The 21,645-nt window shown below is 28.6% G+C and carries 20 protein-coding genes and 1 CRISPR repeat array; of the genes, 19 read left to right on the forward strand and 1 reads right to left on the reverse strand.

Annotation, left to right across the window (positions count from 1 at the left end):
- Positions 1-110 precede the first annotated feature (110 nt).
- The 4 genes from VLK81_RS04605 (at position 111) to VLK81_RS04620 (ending at position 5,621) form a co-directional block, all read left to right on the forward strand.
- Complete coding sequence (locus tag VLK81_RS04605; RefSeq protein ID WP_324619500.1) at positions 111-1,694, forward strand: hypothetical protein; 1,584 nt, start codon at positions 111-113, stop codon at positions 1,692-1,694.
- Between the two features lie 274 nt (positions 1,695-1,968).
- Positions 1,969-2,181, forward strand: coding sequence for a hypothetical protein (locus VLK81_RS04610; protein ID WP_324619501.1), 213 nt, complete (start codon positions 1,969-1,971; stop codon positions 2,179-2,181).
- Positions 2,182-3,451: 1,270 nt separating this feature from the next.
- Positions 3,452-3,661, forward strand: a complete 210-nt coding sequence (locus tag VLK81_RS04615) for a DUF2700 domain-containing protein (RefSeq protein ID WP_324619502.1) — start codon at positions 3,452-3,454, stop codon at positions 3,659-3,661.
- A 163-nt stretch (positions 3,662-3,824) separates the two neighbouring features.
- The gene (locus tag VLK81_RS04620) at positions 3,825-5,621 is read left to right on the forward strand and encodes a serine hydrolase domain-containing protein (protein ID WP_324619503.1); all 1,797 of its coding nucleotides are present in this window, start codon (positions 3,825-3,827) and stop codon (positions 5,619-5,621) included.
- 75 nt (positions 5,622-5,696) lie between these two features.
- Here VLK81_RS04620 and VLK81_RS04625 read toward each other — a convergent pair whose 3' ends face one another.
- The gene (locus VLK81_RS04625; protein ID WP_324619504.1) at positions 5,697-6,275 is read right to left on the reverse strand and encodes a xanthine phosphoribosyltransferase; all 579 of its coding nucleotides are present in this window, start codon (positions 6,273-6,275) and stop codon (positions 5,697-5,699) included.
- Between the two features lie 394 nt (positions 6,276-6,669).
- Here VLK81_RS04625 and VLK81_RS04630 point away from each other — a divergent pair, with 394 nt between their 5' ends.
- The 15 genes from VLK81_RS04630 (at position 6,670) to VLK81_RS04700 (ending at position 21,602) form a co-directional block, all read left to right on the forward strand.
- Entirely contained in the window at positions 6,670-7,110 is a 441-nt protein-coding gene (locus VLK81_RS04630; protein WP_324619505.1) for a GNAT family N-acetyltransferase, read from the forward strand.
- A gap of 479 nt (positions 7,111-7,589) precedes the next feature.
- Positions 7,590-8,825 carry a CRISPR-associated endonuclease Cas3'' gene (locus VLK81_RS04635; protein ID WP_324619506.1) on the forward strand — a complete coding sequence of 412 codons (1,236 nt, stop codon included), beginning with the start codon at positions 7,590-7,592 and terminating at the stop codon, positions 8,823-8,825.
- Positions 8,782-10,392, forward strand: coding sequence for a CRISPR-associated helicase Cas3' (gene cas3 / locus VLK81_RS04640; RefSeq protein WP_324619507.1), 1,611 nt, complete (start codon positions 8,782-8,784; stop codon positions 10,390-10,392). The genes VLK81_RS04635 and cas3 overlap by 44 nt, the downstream gene beginning before the upstream one ends.
- Positions 10,379-12,151 carry a type I-E CRISPR-associated protein Cse1/CasA gene (locus VLK81_RS04645; RefSeq protein ID WP_324619508.1) on the forward strand — a complete coding sequence of 591 codons (1,773 nt, stop codon included), beginning with the start codon at positions 10,379-10,381 and terminating at the stop codon, positions 12,149-12,151. Before cas3 ends, VLK81_RS04645 begins: the two co-directional genes overlap by 14 nt.
- A complete protein-coding gene (gene casB / locus VLK81_RS04650; RefSeq protein WP_324619509.1) occupies positions 12,151-12,759 on the forward strand; it encodes a type I-E CRISPR-associated protein Cse2/CasB in 609 nt (202 codons plus the stop codon). The genes VLK81_RS04645 and casB overlap by 1 nt, the downstream gene beginning before the upstream one ends.
- A complete protein-coding gene (gene cas7e / locus VLK81_RS04655) occupies positions 12,749-13,822 on the forward strand; it encodes a type I-E CRISPR-associated protein Cas7/Cse4/CasC (RefSeq protein WP_324619510.1) in 1,074 nt (357 codons plus the stop codon). The genes casB and cas7e overlap by 11 nt, the downstream gene beginning before the upstream one ends.
- Before the next feature lie 13 nt (positions 13,823-13,835).
- Entirely contained in the window at positions 13,836-14,561 is a 726-nt protein-coding gene (gene cas5e, locus VLK81_RS04660; protein WP_324619511.1) for a type I-E CRISPR-associated protein Cas5/CasD, read from the forward strand.
- An 8-nt stretch (positions 14,562-14,569) separates the two neighbouring features.
- Entirely contained in the window at positions 14,570-15,232 is a 663-nt protein-coding gene (gene cas6e, locus VLK81_RS04665; RefSeq protein ID WP_324619512.1) for a type I-E CRISPR-associated protein Cas6/Cse3/CasE, read from the forward strand.
- Positions 15,225-16,163 (forward strand): type I-E CRISPR-associated endonuclease Cas1e, encoded by a 939-nt coding sequence (gene cas1e, locus VLK81_RS04670; protein ID WP_324619513.1) that lies wholly within the window; start codon positions 15,225-15,227, stop codon positions 16,161-16,163. Before cas6e ends, cas1e begins: the two co-directional genes overlap by 8 nt.
- Position 16,164: 1 nt before the next feature.
- The gene (gene cas2e / locus VLK81_RS04675) at positions 16,165-17,055 is read left to right on the forward strand and encodes a type I-E CRISPR-associated endoribonuclease Cas2e (protein ID WP_324619514.1); all 891 of its coding nucleotides are present in this window, start codon (positions 16,165-16,167) and stop codon (positions 17,053-17,055) included.
- 23 nt (positions 17,056-17,078) lie between these two features.
- Positions 17,079-17,473: direct repeats of the CRISPR family, unit length 29 nt; unit sequence GTATTTCCCGCACACGCGGGGGTGATCCT.
- Positions 17,474-17,757: 284 nt separating this feature from the next.
- Positions 17,758-18,147, forward strand: coding sequence for a P-loop NTPase family protein (locus VLK81_RS04680; protein ID WP_324619515.1), 390 nt, complete (start codon positions 17,758-17,760; stop codon positions 18,145-18,147).
- Positions 18,148-18,514: 367 nt separating this feature from the next.
- On the forward strand, positions 18,515-18,790 hold the full coding sequence (locus VLK81_RS04685; protein ID WP_324619516.1) for a hypothetical protein: 276 nt from the start codon (positions 18,515-18,517) through the stop codon (positions 18,788-18,790).
- Between the two features lie 259 nt (positions 18,791-19,049).
- A complete protein-coding gene (locus VLK81_RS04690; protein WP_324619517.1) occupies positions 19,050-19,400 on the forward strand; it encodes a GntR family transcriptional regulator in 351 nt (116 codons plus the stop codon).
- Positions 19,390-20,727 (forward strand): PH domain-containing protein, encoded by a 1,338-nt coding sequence (locus tag VLK81_RS04695; RefSeq protein ID WP_324619518.1) that lies wholly within the window; start codon positions 19,390-19,392, stop codon positions 20,725-20,727. Before VLK81_RS04690 ends, VLK81_RS04695 begins: the two co-directional genes overlap by 11 nt.
- 122 nt (positions 20,728-20,849) lie before the next feature.
- On the forward strand, positions 20,850-21,602 hold the full coding sequence (locus VLK81_RS04700) for a class I SAM-dependent methyltransferase (protein WP_324619519.1): 753 nt from the start codon (positions 20,850-20,852) through the stop codon (positions 21,600-21,602).
- Positions 21,603-21,645: the final 43 nt, after the last annotated feature.

Here is a 21,645-nt window from a genome sequence, read left to right on the forward strand (position 1 = left end):
TTATAAATCTAATCATTTTAGATAACCTAAAATATTTTTTACCTATTAGGATAAATAGATTTAATAAAAGATATTAAAAGGATAGGAAGAAAATAAAAAAGGAGGATATTATGAAAATAAATTCTAAGATTTTAATTTTTTTTATCATGTCTCTTGTTTTCGTATCTGGATGTCAAAAGGAAAATAAACCAACTGATCCAGTAAAAAAACTCACAGATAATACAAGCGATTCAAGCCATGATAAAAACGATGAAAATATAGGTGAAAATGGTAAAAATATTGCAAATAATGATGAAAATGATAAAAATAATTCAAGTAATTCCAATAATGATGGCAAGGAAAATTCTGACTTAGATAATACCAATAAAACTACTTCTAAATCTAATGAGAAATTAAGTGCTGTTGATGGTGCTAAAATTGGTTCTATTTCCTCATTTGTTGAGGATAGGGAGATTTGGAAGGATTTCGTTGATGAAAAACATATTGATGCTGCAAAAAGAGCTTGGCTTGGAATCCATGTACCTAGGATTCTTTTGAATTCTGAGGATGCAAAAATAGCCAATAAAGAGATTGATGACTTGGTTAAAAGCATAAAGGATAAATACAATACTTATAAGGATGATATAAGTTTTTATGATATTGGAATTTATTCCTCATTTTCTGTCTATCAAGATGAAAATGTGCTAAGTATTATGATTGAAAGTTATGATATTTGGGAAGGTGAATTTAGTAAGTACTTTGTGTATAATTTTTCTCTTCCAGATGGAAAGTTTATTGATGATTATGAACTTATGAAAAATATAGGTGTAGAAAAAGATGAAATCTTGGGGATTATTGAAAATAGTTTGAAAGAAGATCAAGATAGGCTTAACACAATAAGCTCTAGAGATATTAAAGATTATTCCTATATCTATAATCCGAATAACTACACCGGACTAGTTCTTAATGACCTGTGGGACAATTTCAAGTCAAAGACTCGTCAAATCTTTTTAGACGAGGTTGGAACTCCAAACTTTGTCTTTGCTAAGTATGATAGTGTAGATGCAAGGCATTGTCAACCAATTCTAAAACTTAAATCAGATAAGCTTGATAAAAGTTCAATTTCTAATGAATATCTAAAGATGGCTAGAAAACTTGGTATCAATCCAAATGATGAAAAATACAAAGCTATTATTATAAAACTTGGATCTTGTTTTGATGAAGAAAGCTTAAATAATACACTTGCAAAACTATACGTTTGGTCAAGTATTTTTGCAGATTATGAGGATCCGAATATGCTTGTTGCAATGAAAGAAACTGAAGGTGGGAGTATGCCATACCTAATAGGAGAAGAGTGTTACCTAATTATTCCTAAATATAAAAATGCTTCTGTTTCTCTAAAAGAATTGGAAATTTCTGAGGATGGTAATTTAAAAGAGATAGACAATTTCTACTTAGATTCTAATTCATGTAGCGGGGCAACATTTATTTGCCAAAATATAAGTGATATTGCACCAAATGGAAAGATAACTATAAGATATAGAGATGATATATTAGAATTTTCACCTTCAATTAGCTTGAAAGACGGAAGGCTTACTTTACCAGAAGAAGTACTTGACGGGGAAGATATCCTAGATTGGAAAAATTTAATGGATATGAATACATATTCATACACTATGTTCCAAATAATGAGTTCCATTATGCATAAGGGTTAGAAGATTTTAATAACTAGCCTAACTTTAAAAATGAATTGATAAATTTAATTAAAAATCACTATAAAAAAAATAGTCATATGGTATATAAGACTTAAAAAAAGTTAAAAAACCTTATGCTGCAAGACTTATTGGTTAAAATCTCTAAAAATTTAATCTATATGTAAATAGAATAAAAATCCTAAGTAAAAAATATAGACTATAGGAAAAAAGAATAATATATGGACTGAGGTCATATTATAAAGTTATTTATTGCGGAATAAAGAAAGGATGATTTATGAAAAAAAGCAAGATAAAGAAAATAATTATCTTAATTATAATATTAATAATTTTGTGCTTTCCAATTGTAGATACTTCTAAAGAGGATGTAATGGTCTCTTATAAAGCAATTTTATATTCTTTTGAGAGATATCGTGTACTAGATAGAGAAAATGGTTCATATTATACGAGAGATAAATTTTTGATTTTTCCATTTAATTTTTTAAATTAGAAAGACATATCTTTTATGTAGACTTATTAGTAAGAAAATATTTAGTACAGTAATCATACTAGGATAGCTCCATCAAGCTATATAAATTATTAAGGTATATGTAGATATGAAAATATAAATCCCAAGAGCTTTAAGAACAGTGATAATTTATATATACTATAATAAAAGTCTAAGATTAGCAGTTAGAGAATAACTCTGGCTGCTTTTTTTATACCAAAAATAAAAGAAAGCAGCATTTAAAAATGAATTATATAAGACAGACCAAACCTCTTTACCGCATAATTTCTATTGAAATCATAAGAAAAAAACAGAATAGAAAAAATTATTTGCTTAAGAATACCAATTTCAAAGTGCACAAGGTATTAGATAGGTGCAAAAAGAAATTTTACTAATAACAATTGTAAAGATTTATAAGCTGAATTGGATGAATATTTAGACTATAAATATTGAGAAAAATTATTTTCACTAAATACAAGAAAAGCTTTAAGAAAAAACACTTAATAAATCAAATGAAAATATAGATTTAGGTATTTAGATAGATTGGGAAGGATCAATTGAGCCAATAGTATCAGAAAAATATGAAAAAGATAAATTAAATATAAAAAAATATACCAAGTACTTACCACCATCTGATAATTTCTATTAGTTGTAAAGTCATTCTACATCCTTGCTTGGACTGTAAAAATGCTAGGGAATTTTATTTGCCTTAGATAATATTATATTTTTTATTGTAATAAATTTTGTGATATTATAAATATGAGGACTAAAAGACTATTCTAAGACTTTAAACATAATAATAACTTTAATATATGAATTTAAAAACTAGGCTTATACCCTTATATTAAGCAGGAAAAATTCAAATAAAACTGATAGTCCTTACTTTAAATGGTAAGATGTGTAGAGTTTAGGAAGGAACTAAAAGACTTCGGTGATTATATAATAAAACTAGTTTTAAGCAAGTTAGTAAAACTAAACTCTCCAAAATAATAAATGAAAGCAATATATCAATAGCAGAAATTTACTTTTTAACATGAAGTATTGCTATTTTTTTCATTATATTATGTGCTTATAGAGGCTATGAAAGAGCTTTTGTAGAATATGCATATGGGGCTTTCTGCTCTGAAAAATATTTAGTTGGTTAAAATTAATTAAAAAACGCTTGAAATAAAATGCTAATAAAATTCTGAGAATATATATTAAATAATTCTATAAAGGAGGAATAAATTGGAAATTATAAGAATTATACTACCAATCATAATAGTATGTGTAGTTGTGGTTTACATTATTTACATTACAAAGAAAAAAAGAGGGGGAAGAAAAGGACAAAAAAACTGATGAAACTTACATGTCAGAAGGAATGGCAATAGGTATATGTTTAGGAACAGCTATCTCAATCGCACTAGATCAGGACAATATTGCAGTTGGCATGTCTATCGGTATGATGTTTGGCATGGCTATTGGGATGAGTATAGAAAAATAAAGTTAGTGATAAAAAGATTTAGTTTTATATATTTAAGCATCTTTATAGTAGGTGCTTTTTTATTTAATTATAAACAATCCATCCTAACACATTTAACTTAGTCTTAATATTACACATATATTTATTTGATACAATTAAATTAAATAATTTGAGGGGGTGTATCATGAAGAGTACTAGAAAATTTTCAGCATGGATTTTGCTTTTTTCTATTTTTTTAAATCAAATAATGACAGGGGTTAATGCTTCAAATTTAGACAAAAAAATTTTACCTTCAGGACTTAAATACAGTGATTTACCTAGAACTATAGAAAATTATGTAAATAATCATAAAAGAACTACTTGTGGGATGAATGTTATAGTCTATGATAGGGATGGAATAATTTATGAGAATTCTTTCGGATATATTGACAAGGAATCTATGGTAAAATCTGATCTCGATTCTGTTTACGAGTGGGGATCCATATCTAAACTTATGATATGGGTGAGTGTTATGCAGCTTTATGAAAAAGGAAAACTTGATTTAAATGTAGATATTAAAAATTATCTACCAGAAAATTTCCTTAAGAATTTAAGCTATGATAAGCCCATAACTATGATAGATCTTATGAATCATAAGGCTGGTTTTCAGGATACATATTTCATACAAACTACTGATGCTTCTGAAATAACTACACTTGAAGATGCACTTAGCATTAGATCGCCCAAGCAGGTTTATGAACCAGGCGAGCATACAGCATACTCAAATTGGTCAGCTGCACTTGCAGCTTTAATTGTACAGAGAGTTTCGGGAATGGATTATGTTGAATATGTTCATAAAAATATTTTAAAACCACTTAGTATGGATCATACATCTATTGGTCCAAAATATGATGATAATACTTGGGTTAAAAGTGAAAGACAAAAGCAAAAGTGCTATGACATAGAGGGAGAAGAAATTGGCGGGAAAGCTATGTATTATATTCACTTATTCCCTGCTGGTAGTGCAGCTGGAACAATATCTGATCTTCAAAAATTTGCCCGTGCTCTTACTCCAGATGATAAAAATCCATCTCCTCTATTTGAAAAAAAAGATACTTTAAAAGAAATTTATAGTCCAACAAGTTTCTATGGCTCTTCAAAAGTCGCAAAAAATTATCATGGATTTTTTGCTAGTGAATATAAGGTAGAGACTATTGGACATGGGGGAAATACTTTTGGATTTTCATCCATGCTACAATTTGATCCTATAAGCGGAGTTGGAATGGTTCTTATGACAAATCAGGCCCATGAAACAATTTATAATTATGATATGTATGAGATAATTTATGGTAAATTCACAGACTCAAAATTATCTAAAATAAAAAGAGATCTTCCAAAAGGTCTTATATTAAATACTCGTGGAATAATTACAGGTCCACTTTCCTTTTTAGGGGCTATGGGAGTAAGTTCCTTCAGTGAGGAAGATTTAAGTAATTGGTGGTATGAGGAAAATGAAATAGTTGAGACTCAGTTTTCTGATTTTTTAGTATCTTCTCCAAAAGCTGTTACAAATATTTTGTGCATCTTGGTTTTTATAATTGCAGGAATTTACGGAATAATAAATACACTTATTTGCGGACTTATTCTAGATCCTATAAAAAAGAAAAAAGGACAAGCTATAAATAGTCCAATAAAAAAATATTCTTATATAATCTCAAGTCTTATGGGACTAGCCTTAATAAATTTATTTATTTGTTTCATGAGATTAAATAGCGGATATAGAACTGGCGATATAGGAAGTGCATTTTCATACATTATACAAAGTATAATATTTGCAATATTATTAATACTAATGATAATTGCTTTAATTAAGGCTTTTAAAGGTCGTTTTGATTTAGCTACAAAGAAAGAAAAATTTAAACTTTTTATAATAGAACTTTTAGCAGTGGGGCAGTGTATGGTTATCATGATTTTTGATATGTATAAATTTTGGGCACTTTAAAATACTACAAAAAAATATTATTTAAAAAAAGGCTTTTAGGATTAGATAACTCCTAAAGGCCTTTTTAAGTAGAATTTATAAATGTCTAAAGATGATGGTATTATTTTCTATAGAATCTACTACTGCGAGTGAGAGTAGATCAAATCCTTTTTTTCTCAAATTATCTCCACCATTTTGGAATCCCTTTTCTATGGCAACAGAAAGACCAATTATATCAGCTTTTGCTTGTTTAGAAATATCTATTAGCCCCTCCATAGCAAATCCAGTTGCTAAAAAATCATCTATAATTAATAATTTATCGGAAGAATTCAGATATTCTTTAGAAACCGTTACATTGTAGAACTTTCCATAAGTGTAAGATTCAACTTTAGAAGAAAAAACTTTAGCGCTTATATTTTTAGACCTAGCCTTTTTTGCAAAGACTACAGGAATATTATCCATATGGACAGCAGTTAAAATTGCAAGAGCAATTCCAGAAGCTTCAATAGTTAAAATTTTATTTATACCTTTTCCTGAAAAATAATTTGCAATTTCCATAGCAAGCTTATCTAAAAAATCTGTCTCTAGTCTATGATTCAAAAAAGAATCTACTTTTATTATATTTCCGTCTAAGATTTTCGCATCTTTTAATATTTTTTCTTCCAATAGTTTCATAATCCACCTCAAGTTAATTATAGCAGAGAGGAAAAATATTATCTACTATGAATAAATTTACTAATATTAAAATTGGTATTTGTAAAGAGGGGGAGGTAGAAGATATAATGAGAAAAAATGGTAAAATGCTATCTAAATTTTTATTTTAAATTCTTTATAAAAAGTTACAATTAACTATTTTATGTTTTCTAAAAGTATAACTAAATAAAATGTATTAAGTATGTCTAAAATTTTATTATATTTAAATTATTATTATGGATAATTTCATCTAGACTTATTTATCTAAGTAATCTATTATATAATGGCAGGAAAGAAAATTTAAGGAAAAAAGAATTGATGTAAATTTTTAGGGACAAAATATTTATTTTAATTAAACTTTATTTAAGGAGAAAGTATGAAAAAAAGAAAAGTAAGCGAGGAAATTAGTCTAGTTCCATATTTTGATAATTTTGAATATACATTAAATTGGTACAAAGATTTTGATGTTTGTAAGCAGGTAGATAATATAGATTTTGTATATGACATTGAAAGGTTAAAAAAAATGTATAATTATCTTAATGAAAATGGAGATTTGTATTATATAGAGTATAAAAATAAATTGGTTGGGGATATTTGCTTAACTAACGATTCAGAAATAACCATTGTTATATGTAAAGAATATCAGAATAGACACATTGGGAGAAAATGTGTTTATGAAATATTGAAAATAGCAAAAGAAAAATCATTTAAATCTGTAAAAGCAAACATTTATACCTTCAACGAACAGAGTCAAAAAATGTTTGAGTCTGTAGGATTTAAAAAAATAAGCGATGAATTATATGAAATAGAATTATAAAATAGCTAGATACTATATTAAACTTGTTAATTATAGATATTAAAAATATTTAAATAAAAGTTTCATCAAGTACTTTTTATAGTAGATTTACAACTAATTTTTTTATCTTATAGTTATTTTAGAATAAAAGTTTTATTTGATATGCAGTGGAATATTATAAAAATAATAAAGTCTACTATGATAGCTTTACAAATGAAAATATCAGAAAAAAGCTAAATATTAATACAAAAAACAATTAATAATCTTTATTTGTATTTAATAATGTTTCAAAAATATTAATAAAAATCATTAAAATTATAGTTATTAATTAAAATTTATTTTATCACAATATGATTTTTATATTATAATTAAATATGAGAAGTATTATTTAAAACATATATAAATTAAATAAAAAGTTCATCATTAGCATTTGACTATATTTAGAACTATTAATATATTTTTTAATATACTGAAAAGTTAGAGAAATTAAGGAGAACAAAATGCAAGATAAATTAAGGTATCTTTGGGCTAAAAAAAATAGGGATAATGATAATAATTTTATTTGGTTACCTCTTCTAATTCACTTAAACGATACAAAAGAGACTATGGCTTTCTTATGGGAGCACTTTCTAAGCCAAGGAGTTAGAGATTATTTAATTAACTCTATGGATACAGATGTATCTGAAAAAGAAATTCTTGCTAAAAAATTAGCTATGTTTTTGGGCACAGTTCATGATATAGGTAAAGCAAGTCCATATTTTCAGTTGAAACACTCTTTTAAGAACGATAAAGAATTAGATGAGATTATTTTAGAAAATCTAAGAAGTTCTGGTTTTAAAGATTTAGATAAATTTTTTGTTACAGATTCTAAAAATATTAGCCACCAGTCAATAGGACAGTTTATGTTATTTAAGCGTGGCGTTAATATTACTGTTGCAGATATAGTTGGCGCACATCATGGAAGAGGTGTTGAAACTGACGAACTTTATGATGAGTCATTTGAAAATCATTTTTATCAAAATAATGATAAAACAGGCGACATTTATAAAACTTGGCTTAGCTTACAAGATTACATATTTTCATGGGCACTTAAAACATGCGGTTTTTCATCTACAAAAGAAATACCTATTTTATCACAACCAGGGCAAGTTATATTTTCAGCACTTCTAATAATGGCAGACTGGATTACAAGTAATGAAAGCTATTTTCCACTAATTAGTTTAGAAAAAAGTTGTGCTGATAATGATCGTATAGAAAAAGGGTTAATAAAATGGAAAAGTGATAGAACAGAACTATGGGATCCTCTTGAAGTAAATATAGATAAGGTGTATGAGGAAAGGTTTAAGTTAAAAAGTGGAGAGAAATTTATCCCAAGAGATGCACAAAAAAGAATTACAGAGATAATAGATAGAGCGGAAAATCCTGGAATAATTATCTTTGAAGCACCAATGGGCATTGGTAAAACTGAAGCAGCCCTAGTTGCTGTAGAGCAGCTTGCAAAAAAAACTGATAGAAGCGGTATGTTTTTTGGATTACCAACACAGGCTACTTCCAATGGTATATTTTCTCGTGTAAATGATTGGCTTGAAAATTTAAAAGATGATGTCTCTAATAGAAGATCACTTAGACTACTTCATGGAAAAGCAGTCCTTAATGAAGAGTTTCTTAATTTACCAAAAAGTAGAAATATACATGATAGCGAAAATTCAAACGAAAAAGAATATAGTAACTGTTAATGACTGGTTTAGTGGTAGAAAACTTTCTATACTAGATGATTTTACAGTTGGAACAGTTGATCAATTTTTATTATTGGCACTGAAGCAAAAGCATTTGATGCTTAGACATTTAGGCTTTGCAAATAAGGTTGTTGTTATAGATGAAGTTCATGCCTATGATGCCTATATGAGTGTTTATCTTTATCAGGCAATTAAGTGGATGGGAGCTTATGGAGTACCTGTAGTAATACTTTCAGCAACACTGCCTATTGAGAGGAGAAATAGACTAATTGAAAGTTATATGGTAGGTTCAGGATATAAATTTAGAAGACTTTCTAAGCCAAATAATTTTGAAAACAATGAAGCATATCCATTATTAACAATGAATGATGGAGATAAGATACTTCAATACGACGATTTTGATATACTAAAAGGGACTGATTATGAGATAAAAAGATTATCAAAAGAAGATAGTACAGATATAACAAATCTTATAGAAGATATCACTAAACAAGGAATAGTTGGTGTAATTGTAAATACTGTGAAAAAATCACAAGAATTTGCCAAACTATGCTCAAATGTTTTTGGAAAGGAGCATGTTTTTCTTTTACACTCCCTATTTATAGCTACTGATAGGTACAAGAAAGAAAAGGAACTTTTAGACTTAATAGGTAAAAATGGCAAAAGACCAAAGTTTATGATAGTTATAGGAACACAGGTTATTGAGCAGTCACTAGACATAGATTTTGATGTTCTAATTACGGATCTTGCGCCAATAGATCTTATATTACAAAGAATGGGTAGACAGCACAGACATAAAAGAGATAATAGACCAGAAAATCTAAAAACACCTAAAGTATATGTGCTTAACTCAAAAGATTATGATTTTGATAAAGCAAGTACCTATGTTTATGATCCATACTTGCTTTTTAGAACAGAGTTCTACCTTCCAGAAAAGATAAATCTACCTAATGACATATCACATCTTGTACAATTAGTTTACTCAGATAAAAAATTAGAACTTGAATACAATCTTGAGGATGTTTATACTAATTATAGTGTGAAATTTAAAAATGATCTTACGAATAAAGAAACAAAGGCAAAAACTTTTAGATTAAAATCACCAGAAGTGAATAAAAAATCAATTGAAAAAAATATAATTGAATGGATTAAATATTCAGATACCGAAGCGGAAGCATCTGAAATAAAGGCATACGCTCAGGTTAGGGATAGTGAAGACAGTATAGAGGTAATAGCACTTAAAAAGTGCGAGAATGGATATGAATTTTTTGATGAAAAAGGAATTCTAGATCCATCAGATAATAAAATAGCGATGAAGATTGCGCAGCATACAATAAGACTACCTAAATCAGTTTATTTTGAGAATGGTATCGATAATGTTATAAAATTCTTAGAAGGTTATTATAGAGAAAATTTAAATTGTTGGGATAATCAAACTTGGTTAAAAAATAATTTGGGAATAATATTTGACGAAAATAATGAATTTAGAATTTTTGATAAAATATTATATTACGATACGAAGTATGGACTTGTTGTAAAAAAGGAGGATGAGAATGAGCGAGTTTAATTTACTAGACGAGGGCTGGATATCTGTTGTTACTGATTACAAAGGTACTACTAAACTTGTAGGAATGAAAGAATTTTTCAGAGATGCACATAATTACAAAGCTTTTGCAGGTGATACAAAAACGCAAGATTTTGCAGTTATGAGGTTCCTATTAGCAGTTTTGCATACTGTATTTTCAAGATATGATGCGAACGGAAATCCTTATGAAATGCTTGAGTTAAATAAGCGAATGCAGCAAGTAGAAGAAGTTTATGAGGAAGATGAATCTGACTATAAAGATGATTTGATGAAGACATGGAAAGACTTGTGGAATTGCGGGAAATTTCCAGAAATAGTTGATGTATATTTAGAAGCATGGAGAGATAGGTTTTATTTATTTGATGACAAGTATCCATTTTATCAGGTTACGAAAGATTTTTTTAATGATTGTGAACTTTATAGCAATAAAGGTGCTGCAAAAGATGCTGGAAGCATTTCATTTAAAACAATAAATAGAAAAATTTCAGAGACTGGGGATAATACAGCTATTTTTTCAATGGTGGGTGGCAATGATTCTGAATTAAAAGATAAATTAGATAATAATCAGCTTACTAGATGGCTTATTAACTATATGGCATACTCTGCAACTCCTGATAAAACTAAAATTAAAAGATATTTAGATATTAATGATATAGAAAAATATGATGGACATAAAGGATGGCAAAATTCTATTGGAGCTATACATTATAAAACCGATAGTTTATTTATGACATTTTTATTAAACCTTATCCTTGTACATCCTGATGATAAATTTATTGGTAAAGTTCAAACACCAGCTTGGGAACTTACTCCAGAGGAAAATATAAGGTTTTATTTGGATAATAATAGTATAAATAATTTAGCTAGACTTTATACAGACTATAGTAGAGCGGTTTATATTTCGAACGAAAGAAATCAATTCGGTAGATTTTTTAATATTGCTCAATTGCCTATATTAGATAAGAAAAACAATTTATTAGAGTGTATGACAATATGGGAAAAAACTAAAAAAAAAGATGATAATGAAGAAAAATGGTATCCAATGGAAAATAATCCTTATGAATCACTGTGGAGAAATTTTGGTATTATTTACCTAAATAATACAGTCGAGAGTAAGGATTTTCGATCTCCTTATATAATAGATTGGTTTAGAAAAATATCAAAAGAAATATCTGATGAAAGATATATAAAATTATCATCTGTTGGAATTAACAGTGCTACAGCATCGAATTTAATGAAAAATGATATTGATGATGAAATATATGTAAATCTTGAGATAAGTTATGACTTAGCTAAAAATGGATGGCTTAGGAGGATTAATAATCTTGTGGAAGATACTAAGAAATTTTTAAACGAAGAATATATGAAATACACTACTGACGTTGTAGCACTTGATACTGGATTACTTAGGTCAAATGCTACAAAAAATCAAAAAAAACTTATAGACGCAAAGATTAACTCCCTGATTGGAGAGGTTTATTTTAAAATTGACAAGCCATTCAAAGATTGGTTATCTTCTATTGATTATAAAGAAGACAAAGAAAAAAAACTATATGAGTGTAAGAAAATGATTGTGAAAATAATTAAAGATGAATCAAAAAGAGTAGCATTAGCTCATGGAGATAGAGCTTTTGTTGGAATAAAATTTAAATTAAATAATGATGTTTTGTATAATAATATTGCCATATCATTCAACAAATTAGCATTGAAATTGACAAATTACGAGAAAGGAGATTTATAATGGAGAGTAAAAAAGATAGTATCCATAGAGTAACGTCTGCTATACTAAATAAAATAAATACCACAATAGAAACTTCTAGAACAAAAGCATTATTAGCCAATATAAGAAATTCTATAAATAAAAATATATCAAACAATATTGAATCTATGTCATATTTATTTTCAAATTTGCCTGAAGAGTTTCTTGGAAATTCAATTAAGTTATGCTATGAGGAAGAAGCAATTATTACTGCTATTCAATTATATGCAATTCATCAACAGGGAGCTAAATATTCTGTGTTGAAGCTTGACTATGAAAAAGATGAAAGAAGACAAAATATTGGAGATGCTCTAAGCACACTCAGAGGTGATGATAATGAATCTATTGATAAGAGATTTAATGTTATGATAACTTCTAGTAGTTTCAAAGAGCTTAAGCATCACTTAAGACAACTAATAAAAATTTTGAAAGCAAAATCAGATGCGAAAGTTGATTATGCTAAACTTTCTGAAGATCTATATTGGTTTTTATTAGGGAAAAAAGATGGAGTAAAATTATCTTGGTCAAGGTCATACTATAGGATTAGAAAAAATAAAAAATTGGAAGGAGAAATTAAAAATGAAAACTAGATTATTTTTAGATGTACATGCAATTCAAACAGTACCACCAGCAAATATTAATAGAGACGATACGGGTAGTCCTAAGACAGCACAATATGGTGGTGTAACAAGAGCAAGAGTTAGTTCGCAAAGCTGGAAGAGAGCTATTAGAAAGTATTTTAATGACAATGGTAAAATAAACAATATTGGTATACGTTCATTGCAAATTGTAAAATATATTGCTGAAAAAATAATAAAAATTGATGAAAGCATGTTATTCGATGTTGCAATGGAAATGGCTGAAAAAACATTAAATGCTGCTAAAATATCAACCAAAGATCAAAAGGTAAAAGCATTATTCTTCATAAGCGACAAACAAGCAGAGAAACTTGCTGAAGCAAGTATTGCAAAAAATGAAGATAAAAAATATCTTCAGGATATTTTAAAAACTGAAGATTCGATAGATATATGTCTTTTTGGTAGAATGCTAGCTAAAGATTCGTCAATAAACGTTGATGCATCTGCACAAGTAGCTCATGCAATTTCTACACATGAAATAGAAAGTGAGTTTGACTTCTATACAGCTGTTGACGATTTAGCACCAGAAGATAATCAAGGAGCAGCTATGATTGATACTTTAGAATATAATTCATCAACATTATATCGTTATGCAAATATTGCTATGCATGATTTTTATGGTCAACTTGGCGATAAGGAAAGTCTAATTAATGCTACAAAACTTTTTGTTGAAGCATTTATTAAATCAATGCCAACAGGTAAGATAAATTCATTTGCTAACCAAACACTTCCGAGTGCCATCGTAGTAACATTAAGATCAGATAGGCCTGTTAATATGGTGAGTGCATTTGAAGAGGCTGTTAAATCAAACGAAGGTTATGTAAAAAAATCAGTTCAAAAACTTTTTGAAGAGTATTCATTGTATGATAATATGCTTGAAAAGCCAATATACACAGCTTATTACACTTTTAAAGATTATGGAACTGCTGATATAGGCAAAAAAGAAAATTCTATAGAAGATTTGGTAAAGGGTTTAGGAGCAGAATTAAATAATGCTTTAGAAAAGATAAAATAAGATAGGTGATATTTTGAAAACAGTTTTATTAAAACTAAGTGGGCCAATGCAGTCTTGGGGCACATCATCACACTTTGAAACTAGAAACACAGATTATTATCCATCAAAATCAGCCATCATAGGCATCCTTGCAGCTAGCTTTGGCTATAGAAGAGATGAGGACGAAAAAATCGGTAAGCTTAATGAATTAGACTTTGCTGTTAGGGTTGATCAAGTAGGAACATTAAGGAAAGATTTTCATATTGCGGCTAAATATAAAGATAATGGAGATTTTGAAAGAAATTATATAACATATCGTTATTATCTAGAAGACTCCATTTTTATAGTAGCACTATCATGCAAAGATGAAAAGTGGATGGATGAGATTATTTATGCACTGAAGCATCCATATTTTCAACAATTTATGGGAAGACGATCTTGTCCAGTTCCAGTCAATTTTGTTTTGGAAGAAAATGAACTAGGAGCAATAGATGCGCTTAAAAATCTTGAGTGGCAAGCCTCAAAAGATTATCAAAAGAAAAATAAAGTGTACATCGCAGATTTATATGCTGATAAAGAACTACTTGATGATGAAGCTTATATGATTAGAAATGATAGAGTAGTATCTTTCTCACAAAAAGAGCGTAAATTCGGACCTCGTTTTGAAGCAAGAACTAGTATTAAATTATATTATAAAGAGTACAAAAAAGAAGATGATGTTGAAAAAGATATTGATTTTTTCGATAATCTAGATGAGTGAGGTGAATAATGTATTTATCAAGGGTTAAAATAGATGCATATAATAGGAGAATGTTAAGAGATTTAACACATTTAGGAGCTTATCATGCTTGGGTTGAAGACTCTTTCCCAGACGAAAGAGAATCTTCAGTAGAAGATAGGACTAGAAAGCTATGGCGAGTAGATCAAATTAATGGTGAGTCTTATTTGCTAATTTTGAGTAAAAATAAACCAGATTTAGAAAGATTAGAAAAGTATGGAGTTAAATCAAGCGCTGAAACAAAATCTTATGATAGGCTACTAGATTCTATAGAAGAAGGCTTGAAAGCAAGATTTAAAGTGAATCTAAATACTGTAAAATCTATTTGTGATGATAAAAAACATATTAAACGTGGACGTTTGGTGCCAGTGGGTCTAGAAGAACTCAATAGCTTCTTTCTTGATAGAACAGAAAAAAATGGATTTTCAGTTAAAGAAGATGAATTTAGCATAACAAGTAGAGGAGAAAAACTTTTTATTAAAAAAGATGAGAAAAAAGAAATTCTTACAAAAGTTAATTTAGTTTCTGCTACTTATGAAGGAGTATTAACAGTTATAGATTCCGAGAAATTTAAAGATACATTGATAAATGGGCTGGGACGCAAAAAAGCTTATGGATTTGGCCTATTAACAATAATACCATATCATGGATAAAATAAGTGGTGCTAAAAAAACTGAACTAACAGAACTTCCTAGAATTTCTGATAGAGTAAGTTTTATATATGTTGAACATGCAAAGATAAATAGAATAGACAGTGCGATAACTGTTTTAGATTACAGAGGAACTGTAAGCATACCAGCGGCTATGATAGGTGTTTTGCTTCTGGGCCCAGGAACAGAGATAAGCCATAGAGCTATTGAACTTATTGCTGATACAGGAACTTGTATTATTTGGGTTGGGGAAAGAGGAGTAAGATATTATGCTTCAGGCAGGGCACTTGCTCATTCTACAAAACTGTTAGAAAAACAAGCTAAACTAGTTTCTAATAATAGATCTCGATTAGAAGTTGCTAGAAAAATGTATAGTATGAGATTTGATGGAGAAGATGTAAGTAAACTTACAATGCAGCAGCTTAGAGGTAGAGAAGGTTCGAGAATAAGAAAGATATATAGACTACTTTCAGAAGAATATAATGTTGAGTGGAATGGAAGAGAATATAAAATAGATGATTTTGATGATGGAACAGCTGTAAACAAAGCATTATCGGCTGCAAATATTTCACTTTATGGAGTTTGCCAGAGCATTATTTGTGCACTTGGTATGTCATCTGGACTAGGATTCATTCATACTGGTCATGATAAATCATTTGTTTATGATATTGCAGATTTATATAAAGCAGAAATTACAATACCTACAGCTTTCCAGATAGCATCAAGTGCTAAAGAAACTTATGATATTGCAAAGCTTGCAAGACTTGCCATTAGAGATAAGATGAAAGATGGGAAAATAATGCTTAGAATCGTAAAAGACTTACAATATTTGATGAATGTAAAAGAAAATGAAGAGTTTTGCATTGATGCCTTAGACTTATGGGATGACAAAAATGAAAATGTTAAGCATGGAATAAGTTATAAAGAGGATTGATATGCCACTTACAGTTATTACATTAAAAAATGCCCCACCATCATTAAGAGGTGACCTTACAAAGTGGATGCAAGAGATAGCTGTTGGTGTATATGTTGGAAACATTAACAGTAAGGTTAGAGAGGAACTTTGGAAGAGAGTTGTTGAAAGTGTAGGCGAGGGTGAGGCAACAATTAGTTATGCCTACAGAAATGAAATAGGGTATAATTTTGAAACACATAACTCCAGTAGAATGGTGATAGATTATGATGGAATACCATTAGTATTAGTTCCTAAAACTGAAAGAGAAAAAAATGATGACCCTAAATATGGGTTCAGCAAAGCGGCTAAAATTAGAAAAGCTAAAAAATTTACAGGAAATAGTAAATCCTCTTATAGTAAAAAATTCGTAGTTATTGATTTAGAAACTACAGGGCTCAACTATCAAGAAGATAGAATCATAGAAATAGGAGCTATAAAATATTCAGAAAAACTTGAAGAATACAGCTGTATAGTAAATTATAATGGAGAATTAAGTGATATAATTAGGAACCTAGCAGGATTAAAAGAAGAAGATTTTAAAAAAGGTAAAGATGAAAAAGAAGCAATAGAAGAATTATTAAAATTTATAGACAATTCAATTTTGATAGGTTACAACTTAGACTTTGATATAAAATTTATTAATGCTGCACTAAAAAGGATTGACTTACCAAAGCTACAAAATAAAACTTATGATATAATGAAATACGTAAAAAGAGAGAAACTTTTTTTGCAAAATTATAAACTACAAACAGTTTTAAAAGAATATGGAATTGATGAAAAAGTGCCTCATAGGGCACTAGAAGATGCAAGGTTAAGTCTAAAACTTATAAGTAAAGTAAATAATTTAAGGGATAAATTAAATTACAAATAGCTAAAATTCTGGGATCTTTTAATGTATTTCCCGCACACGCGGGGGTGATCCTAATTAAGGAAGTCACAATATCCTTCAAAGATAGTATTTCCCGCACACGCGGGGGTGATCCTGGTGTATCCCCCATCTGTTTGTTTGTTTAAAAGTATTTCCCGCACACGCGGGGGTGATCCCGATAACAACATGATTAATTTAATAATTAAAGTGTATTTCCCGCACACGCGGGGGTGATCCCACGCCTATTTGGTCTCTTTTTTTCTATTGGCTGTATTTCCCGCACACGCGGGGGTGATCCTAGCTGAGCTTTGTAATTGGTGATCAATAGTTAGTATTTCCCGCACACGCGGGGGTGATCCTGTTTTATTATTCTGCAAATAGTGAATCTATAAGTATTTCCCGCATGCGCGGGGGTGATCCTGCTTCTAACGCACCTATCGACAATTGAAACTTATATTTCCCGTGTGTGCGGGGATAATCCTACAGAATATGATGAAAAATTTATCTAGGTAACTCAAAAATAAATTTAATTAAATAATTTGAATAAGAACTAAATTAACTTATTAACTTTTATTATTAGAATTAGTATTTATGCAGGGCATTAGCCAATAAGGATAGAATTTTATGATTGTGGCTATATATAAAACCATCCACTTTAAAAGCAATATTATGAAAGTTAGTGAAAGTTTGGAGGAGTGATTTTTTATGAAAAGAGTTATGGTAATTGGCTGTCCTGGAAGTGGAAAGAGTACGTTTTCTAAGGCTTTACATAAAAAAACAAGTCTTCCACTATTCCATTTGGATTTGATGAATTGGAATTCTGATAGAAGTACGGTGGAAAGAAATATATTTATAGAACGCTTGTATAAGGCAATTCAGAAAGATGAATGGATAATAGATGGGGATTATGGTTCTACAATTGAAATTAGACTAAAAGCCTGTGATACAGTATTTTTTTTAGATTATCCAGTTGAAATATGTTTAGATGGTGTGATTGGGCGAAGAGGAAAAAACGGTCAGATATGCCATGGGTTGAGGCAATTGATGAAGTTGATGAGGAGTTTATTGAATTTATTTATAATTATAATAAAGTAAATAGGCCTAGTGTGCTGCATTTACTAGAAAAATATTCGGATAAAAAGATTTTTATTTTTAAAAATCGAGAGGAAGCAAGTAACTATTTAGAAGAAATATAAGTGTAAAATTCGGCTTTTGTAAATTCAGTATTTTATCTTAGCTTCAGAAAGTAATCATTTTAATACTTTTATGTTATTATAAGATTAAGAAGTTGAATTTAGATAGATTTTCTATAAAAGGCTGGATTTGTTTTAAATCATAAAATCTAGCAAGTCCAATAGATTATTTTAAAATACTTTAAATCTTATAGTGTTTAAAAATAAAAATAAAAAAGATATTTTTAGAAAATATGATAAAAATAAATTTAATTTTAAAGGAGGAGACTATGTGGCTGATTCTTGGAATTGGAGCTATGATATTTGCTTTATTAAATGTAACTTTTACATTTAAAGAGAAAAATACTAATTGGTATAGATTTATTAGTTTATCTTTAACAGCTCTTACAGTTTGTGCATTTTATTCTGATGGTACTAGGCGTGTGGTTAAAGAAGATTGGAGCGGTCTTATGGACACTATGCCAATTATTAGTAAGACATTGTGGATTTTAGTTATATTATCGATTTTAATTAATTCTATTTCCCTTTTTAAAGAAAGAAAATGAAATAGGTTTTTTAATAAAATTTTATTTTTCATTCAATATGATTTAAGACTTTTAATTTTTTTTGTTTTTATTTTTTATGAAATTATATTTATTAGAAAATTTTAAATTTAGAAAAGTTAAGATATAATTATAGCTACTATAAAACGTAGTTAATATTTTATATAAATAGTACTCCAAATTTTTTTTTGAGTATTGTTTTTTTGCTGTATCTGTATTATAATATATAATACAGATAATACAAAAACACGAAGGAGATATTATGATTTTAAAAATAGATATGGCAAGCGACGTTCCTATTTACCAACAGGTGCGAGATGAGATTGTGTGCTTGATAGGTATGGGAGAACTTTCTTCTGGAGATGAGCTTCCTACTGTAAGATCTCTTGCAGAGGATCTTGATATAAATCCGATGACTATACAAAAATCATACAATATGTTGAAAAATGAAGGTTTTGTTGAAATTCATAGACGATCTGGGGCTCAGGTTTCTAGCTTGAAAAATTTAAGACAAAATGAATTTGAAAATACCTTTAAAAAACTATTACTTGAAGCTAAAGCTCGTGGTTACAATTTAGATGAACTTATAAGGAAGGTGCAAAATGATATTTGATTTAATTATTGTAAGCTCTTTATTTTTAGTTATTATTTTGATCCAATTTCAAATAAAGCAAATAACAAAGTATAAAAATGGGTATATTTTGGCTACTTCTATTCCATTTGACTTAATTGAAGATGAGAGAATAAAAGAAATTACAGAAGAATTGAAAAGGGAAAATTCTATATTATTTAAAATTTTTTTGCCTCTTCCTCTTTTAATTTTTATTGCGGAAACAGAGCTAGTAAAAATGCTTTTATTTGTTTTTGTAATTACTATTTATGCTATTTTGATTAATATTTTTACCAATAAGTCAATGAAAGAACTTAGGGAGTATAAAAAAATTAAGAATATAAAATCAAATATAAAGTATGCTGACTTAAAAGCAAATGTGGAAATAAAAAAGAATATGCCTAGTAAATTTATGCACATACTTCCTATGATAATACTTTTACCGGGACTATTCTTCTTAGACTTTGAAGTGAAAACTTCTACTTTATTTTTAATAACAGGAGCTATTTTAAATCTTAGCTTAATATATTTTGCTATTGTTATAGAAAAATCTCCCAATATAATTTACTCAGAATTGGAAGAAGTGAATGTGGATTTGAATGTAAGAAATAAAGGAAATTTCAGTAAATTTATATTAATATTTACTCTTATCTTATCCATAATAAACTTGATAGGAACTATTCTATCCTATAATAATCCTTATTCCTATTTGCCATTTATAGTTTATATAGTTTTTGTGACTTTAGGATTAATATTTATTATTATTAAACAAAATAATATTTCAAAAGAAAAAAATATAAATTTAAATGTAGATGAAAAAGACTACTACGATATTTTTGGGTATAAAAATGAGGACGACAAAAGGATTTTAGTTCCATCAAAATTATCTCCAGGCAATATGGATATAAATCGTGGGAGACCTTTAGGTAAGGCGATATTTTATGGCAGCATTGCAATTGGAATTCTTTTTTTCGCATCTTTACCATATTTTTTGACTCCGGCTAATTATAAATATAACTTTGAAAACGATAGAATTTTAATCTCGGCTAAGCTTTATAAAGATGAAATAAATTATAAAGATATTGAAGAGGTTAAAATATTAGATGAATTTCCAGGAAAAGATGTTATAAGAATAAATGGAACATCATTAAAAAGTCAAAATTATGGATCTTTTTCAATTAAGGGAATTGGAAATGTAAGACTATATTATTATAAAAGCTCTAAAAAGGTTATTTTTATAAGAGCGGACAAGAATTATATATTTAATCAAAAGACCGATAGGGATACAAAAGAGCTTTATGAAAAAATTATCAGTATGAAGTTTAAATAAAAACGATAAATTTAATAGAGAAATATTCCTATAAGATAAGAATAAAATTTACAAAATTTAATAAAGCTTAGTTTTTAAAAGCATTTTGTTATTTTTGAAAAAAATAAAAATCGGAGGTAGTTATGAAATCATATCAAGATATAAATAAAGAGACAATTGATAAATGGGTAGAAGAAGGTTGGGAGTGGGGTAGGCCCATTTCGCATGAAGATTTTGTCAATGCTCAAAATGGTGTGTGGAATGTTTTTTTAACTCCAACAGTCCCTGTTCCTCATAATTGGCTTGGGGATTTGAAAAATAAAAAAATATTGGGTTTAGCTTCTGGAGGAGGTCAGCAAATTCCAATTTTTAGTGCTTTGGGTGGAATATGTAGCGTTCTTGATAATTCTTCTAAACAAATTGAAACAGAACTTAAAATTGCAGAAAGAGAAGGTTACAAGCTAGATGCTCTTGAAGGAGATATGACAAAAATTTTTCCTTATGGTGATGAAACTTTTGATATTGTTTTTCATCCTGTCTCAAATTGTTATGTGGAAGATGTTTATCACGTATTCAGTGAAGCATATAGAGTACTCAAAAAAGGCGGAATTTTCTTAGCTGGATTAAATAATGAAATTAACTATATTGTAGATGATGAAGAAAGGGAAATAGTTTGGAAAATGCCATTTAATCCTTTAAATGATGAAAAAGCTAGGGATTATCTTATAAAGGATGATGCTGGAATGCAATTTTCTCACAACATGACTGAACAGATAGGTGGGCAGCTTAAAGCAGGATTCACTTTACTTGATATATATGAAGATACAAATGGATATGGAAGGCTTCATGAATTGAATATTAAATCATTTATTGCAACAAAATCAAGAAAATTATAAAAGAATTTTTAAAGGATTAATACAGATTTAGTTTTAGAAATTA

This window comes from Citroniella saccharovorans (assembly GCF_035481615.1).
Lineage (GTDB): Bacteria > Bacillota > Clostridia > Tissierellales > Peptoniphilaceae > Citroniella > Citroniella saccharovorans.

Excerpts from the sequence above, each read along its gene's own strand:
- VLK81_RS04635 (WP_324619506.1), top strand. The coding sequence starts at position 7,590 with ATGCAAGATAAATTAAGGTATCTTTGGGCTAAAAAAAATAGGGATAAT.
- VLK81_RS04620 (WP_324619503.1), top strand. The coding sequence starts at position 3,825 with ATGAAGAGTACTAGAAAATTTTCAGCATGGATTTTGCTTTTTTCTATT.
- VLK81_RS04645 (WP_324619508.1), top strand. The coding sequence starts at position 10,379 with ATGAGCGAGTTTAATTTACTAGACGAGGGCTGGATATCTGTTGTTACT.
- cas1e (WP_324619513.1), top strand. The coding sequence starts at position 15,225 with ATGGATAAAATAAGTGGTGCTAAAAAAACTGAACTAACAGAACTTCCT.
- VLK81_RS04625 (WP_324619504.1), bottom strand. The coding sequence starts at position 6,275 with ATGAAACTATTGGAAGAAAAAATATTAAAAGATGCGAAAATCTTAGAC.
- cas6e (WP_324619512.1), top strand. The coding sequence starts at position 14,570 with ATGTATTTATCAAGGGTTAAAATAGATGCATATAATAGGAGAATGTTA.
- cas7e (WP_324619510.1), top strand. The coding sequence starts at position 12,749 with ATGAAAACTAGATTATTTTTAGATGTACATGCAATTCAAACAGTACCA.
- VLK81_RS04695 (WP_324619518.1), top strand. The coding sequence starts at position 19,390 with ATGATATTTGATTTAATTATTGTAAGCTCTTTATTTTTAGTTATTATT.
- VLK81_RS04700 (WP_324619519.1), top strand. The coding sequence starts at position 20,850 with ATGAAATCATATCAAGATATAAATAAAGAGACAATTGATAAATGGGTA.
- cas2e (WP_324619514.1), top strand. The coding sequence starts at position 16,165 with ATGCCACTTACAGTTATTACATTAAAAAATGCCCCACCATCATTAAGA.
- VLK81_RS04685 (WP_324619516.1), top strand. The coding sequence starts at position 18,515 with ATGTGGCTGATTCTTGGAATTGGAGCTATGATATTTGCTTTATTAAAT.
- casB (WP_324619509.1), top strand. The coding sequence starts at position 12,151 with ATGGAGAGTAAAAAAGATAGTATCCATAGAGTAACGTCTGCTATACTA.
- cas3 (WP_324619507.1), top strand. The coding sequence starts at position 8,782 with ATGATAGCGAAAATTCAAACGAAAAAGAATATAGTAACTGTTAATGAC.
- VLK81_RS04690 (WP_324619517.1), top strand. The coding sequence starts at position 19,050 with ATGATTTTAAAAATAGATATGGCAAGCGACGTTCCTATTTACCAACAG.
- VLK81_RS04605 (WP_324619500.1), top strand. The coding sequence starts at position 111 with ATGAAAATAAATTCTAAGATTTTAATTTTTTTTATCATGTCTCTTGTT.
- VLK81_RS04680 (WP_324619515.1), top strand. The coding sequence starts at position 17,758 with ATGAAAAGAGTTATGGTAATTGGCTGTCCTGGAAGTGGAAAGAGTACG.
- VLK81_RS04610 (WP_324619501.1), top strand. The coding sequence starts at position 1,969 with ATGAAAAAAAGCAAGATAAAGAAAATAATTATCTTAATTATAATATTA.
- VLK81_RS04630 (WP_324619505.1), top strand. The coding sequence starts at position 6,670 with ATGAAAAAAAGAAAAGTAAGCGAGGAAATTAGTCTAGTTCCATATTTT.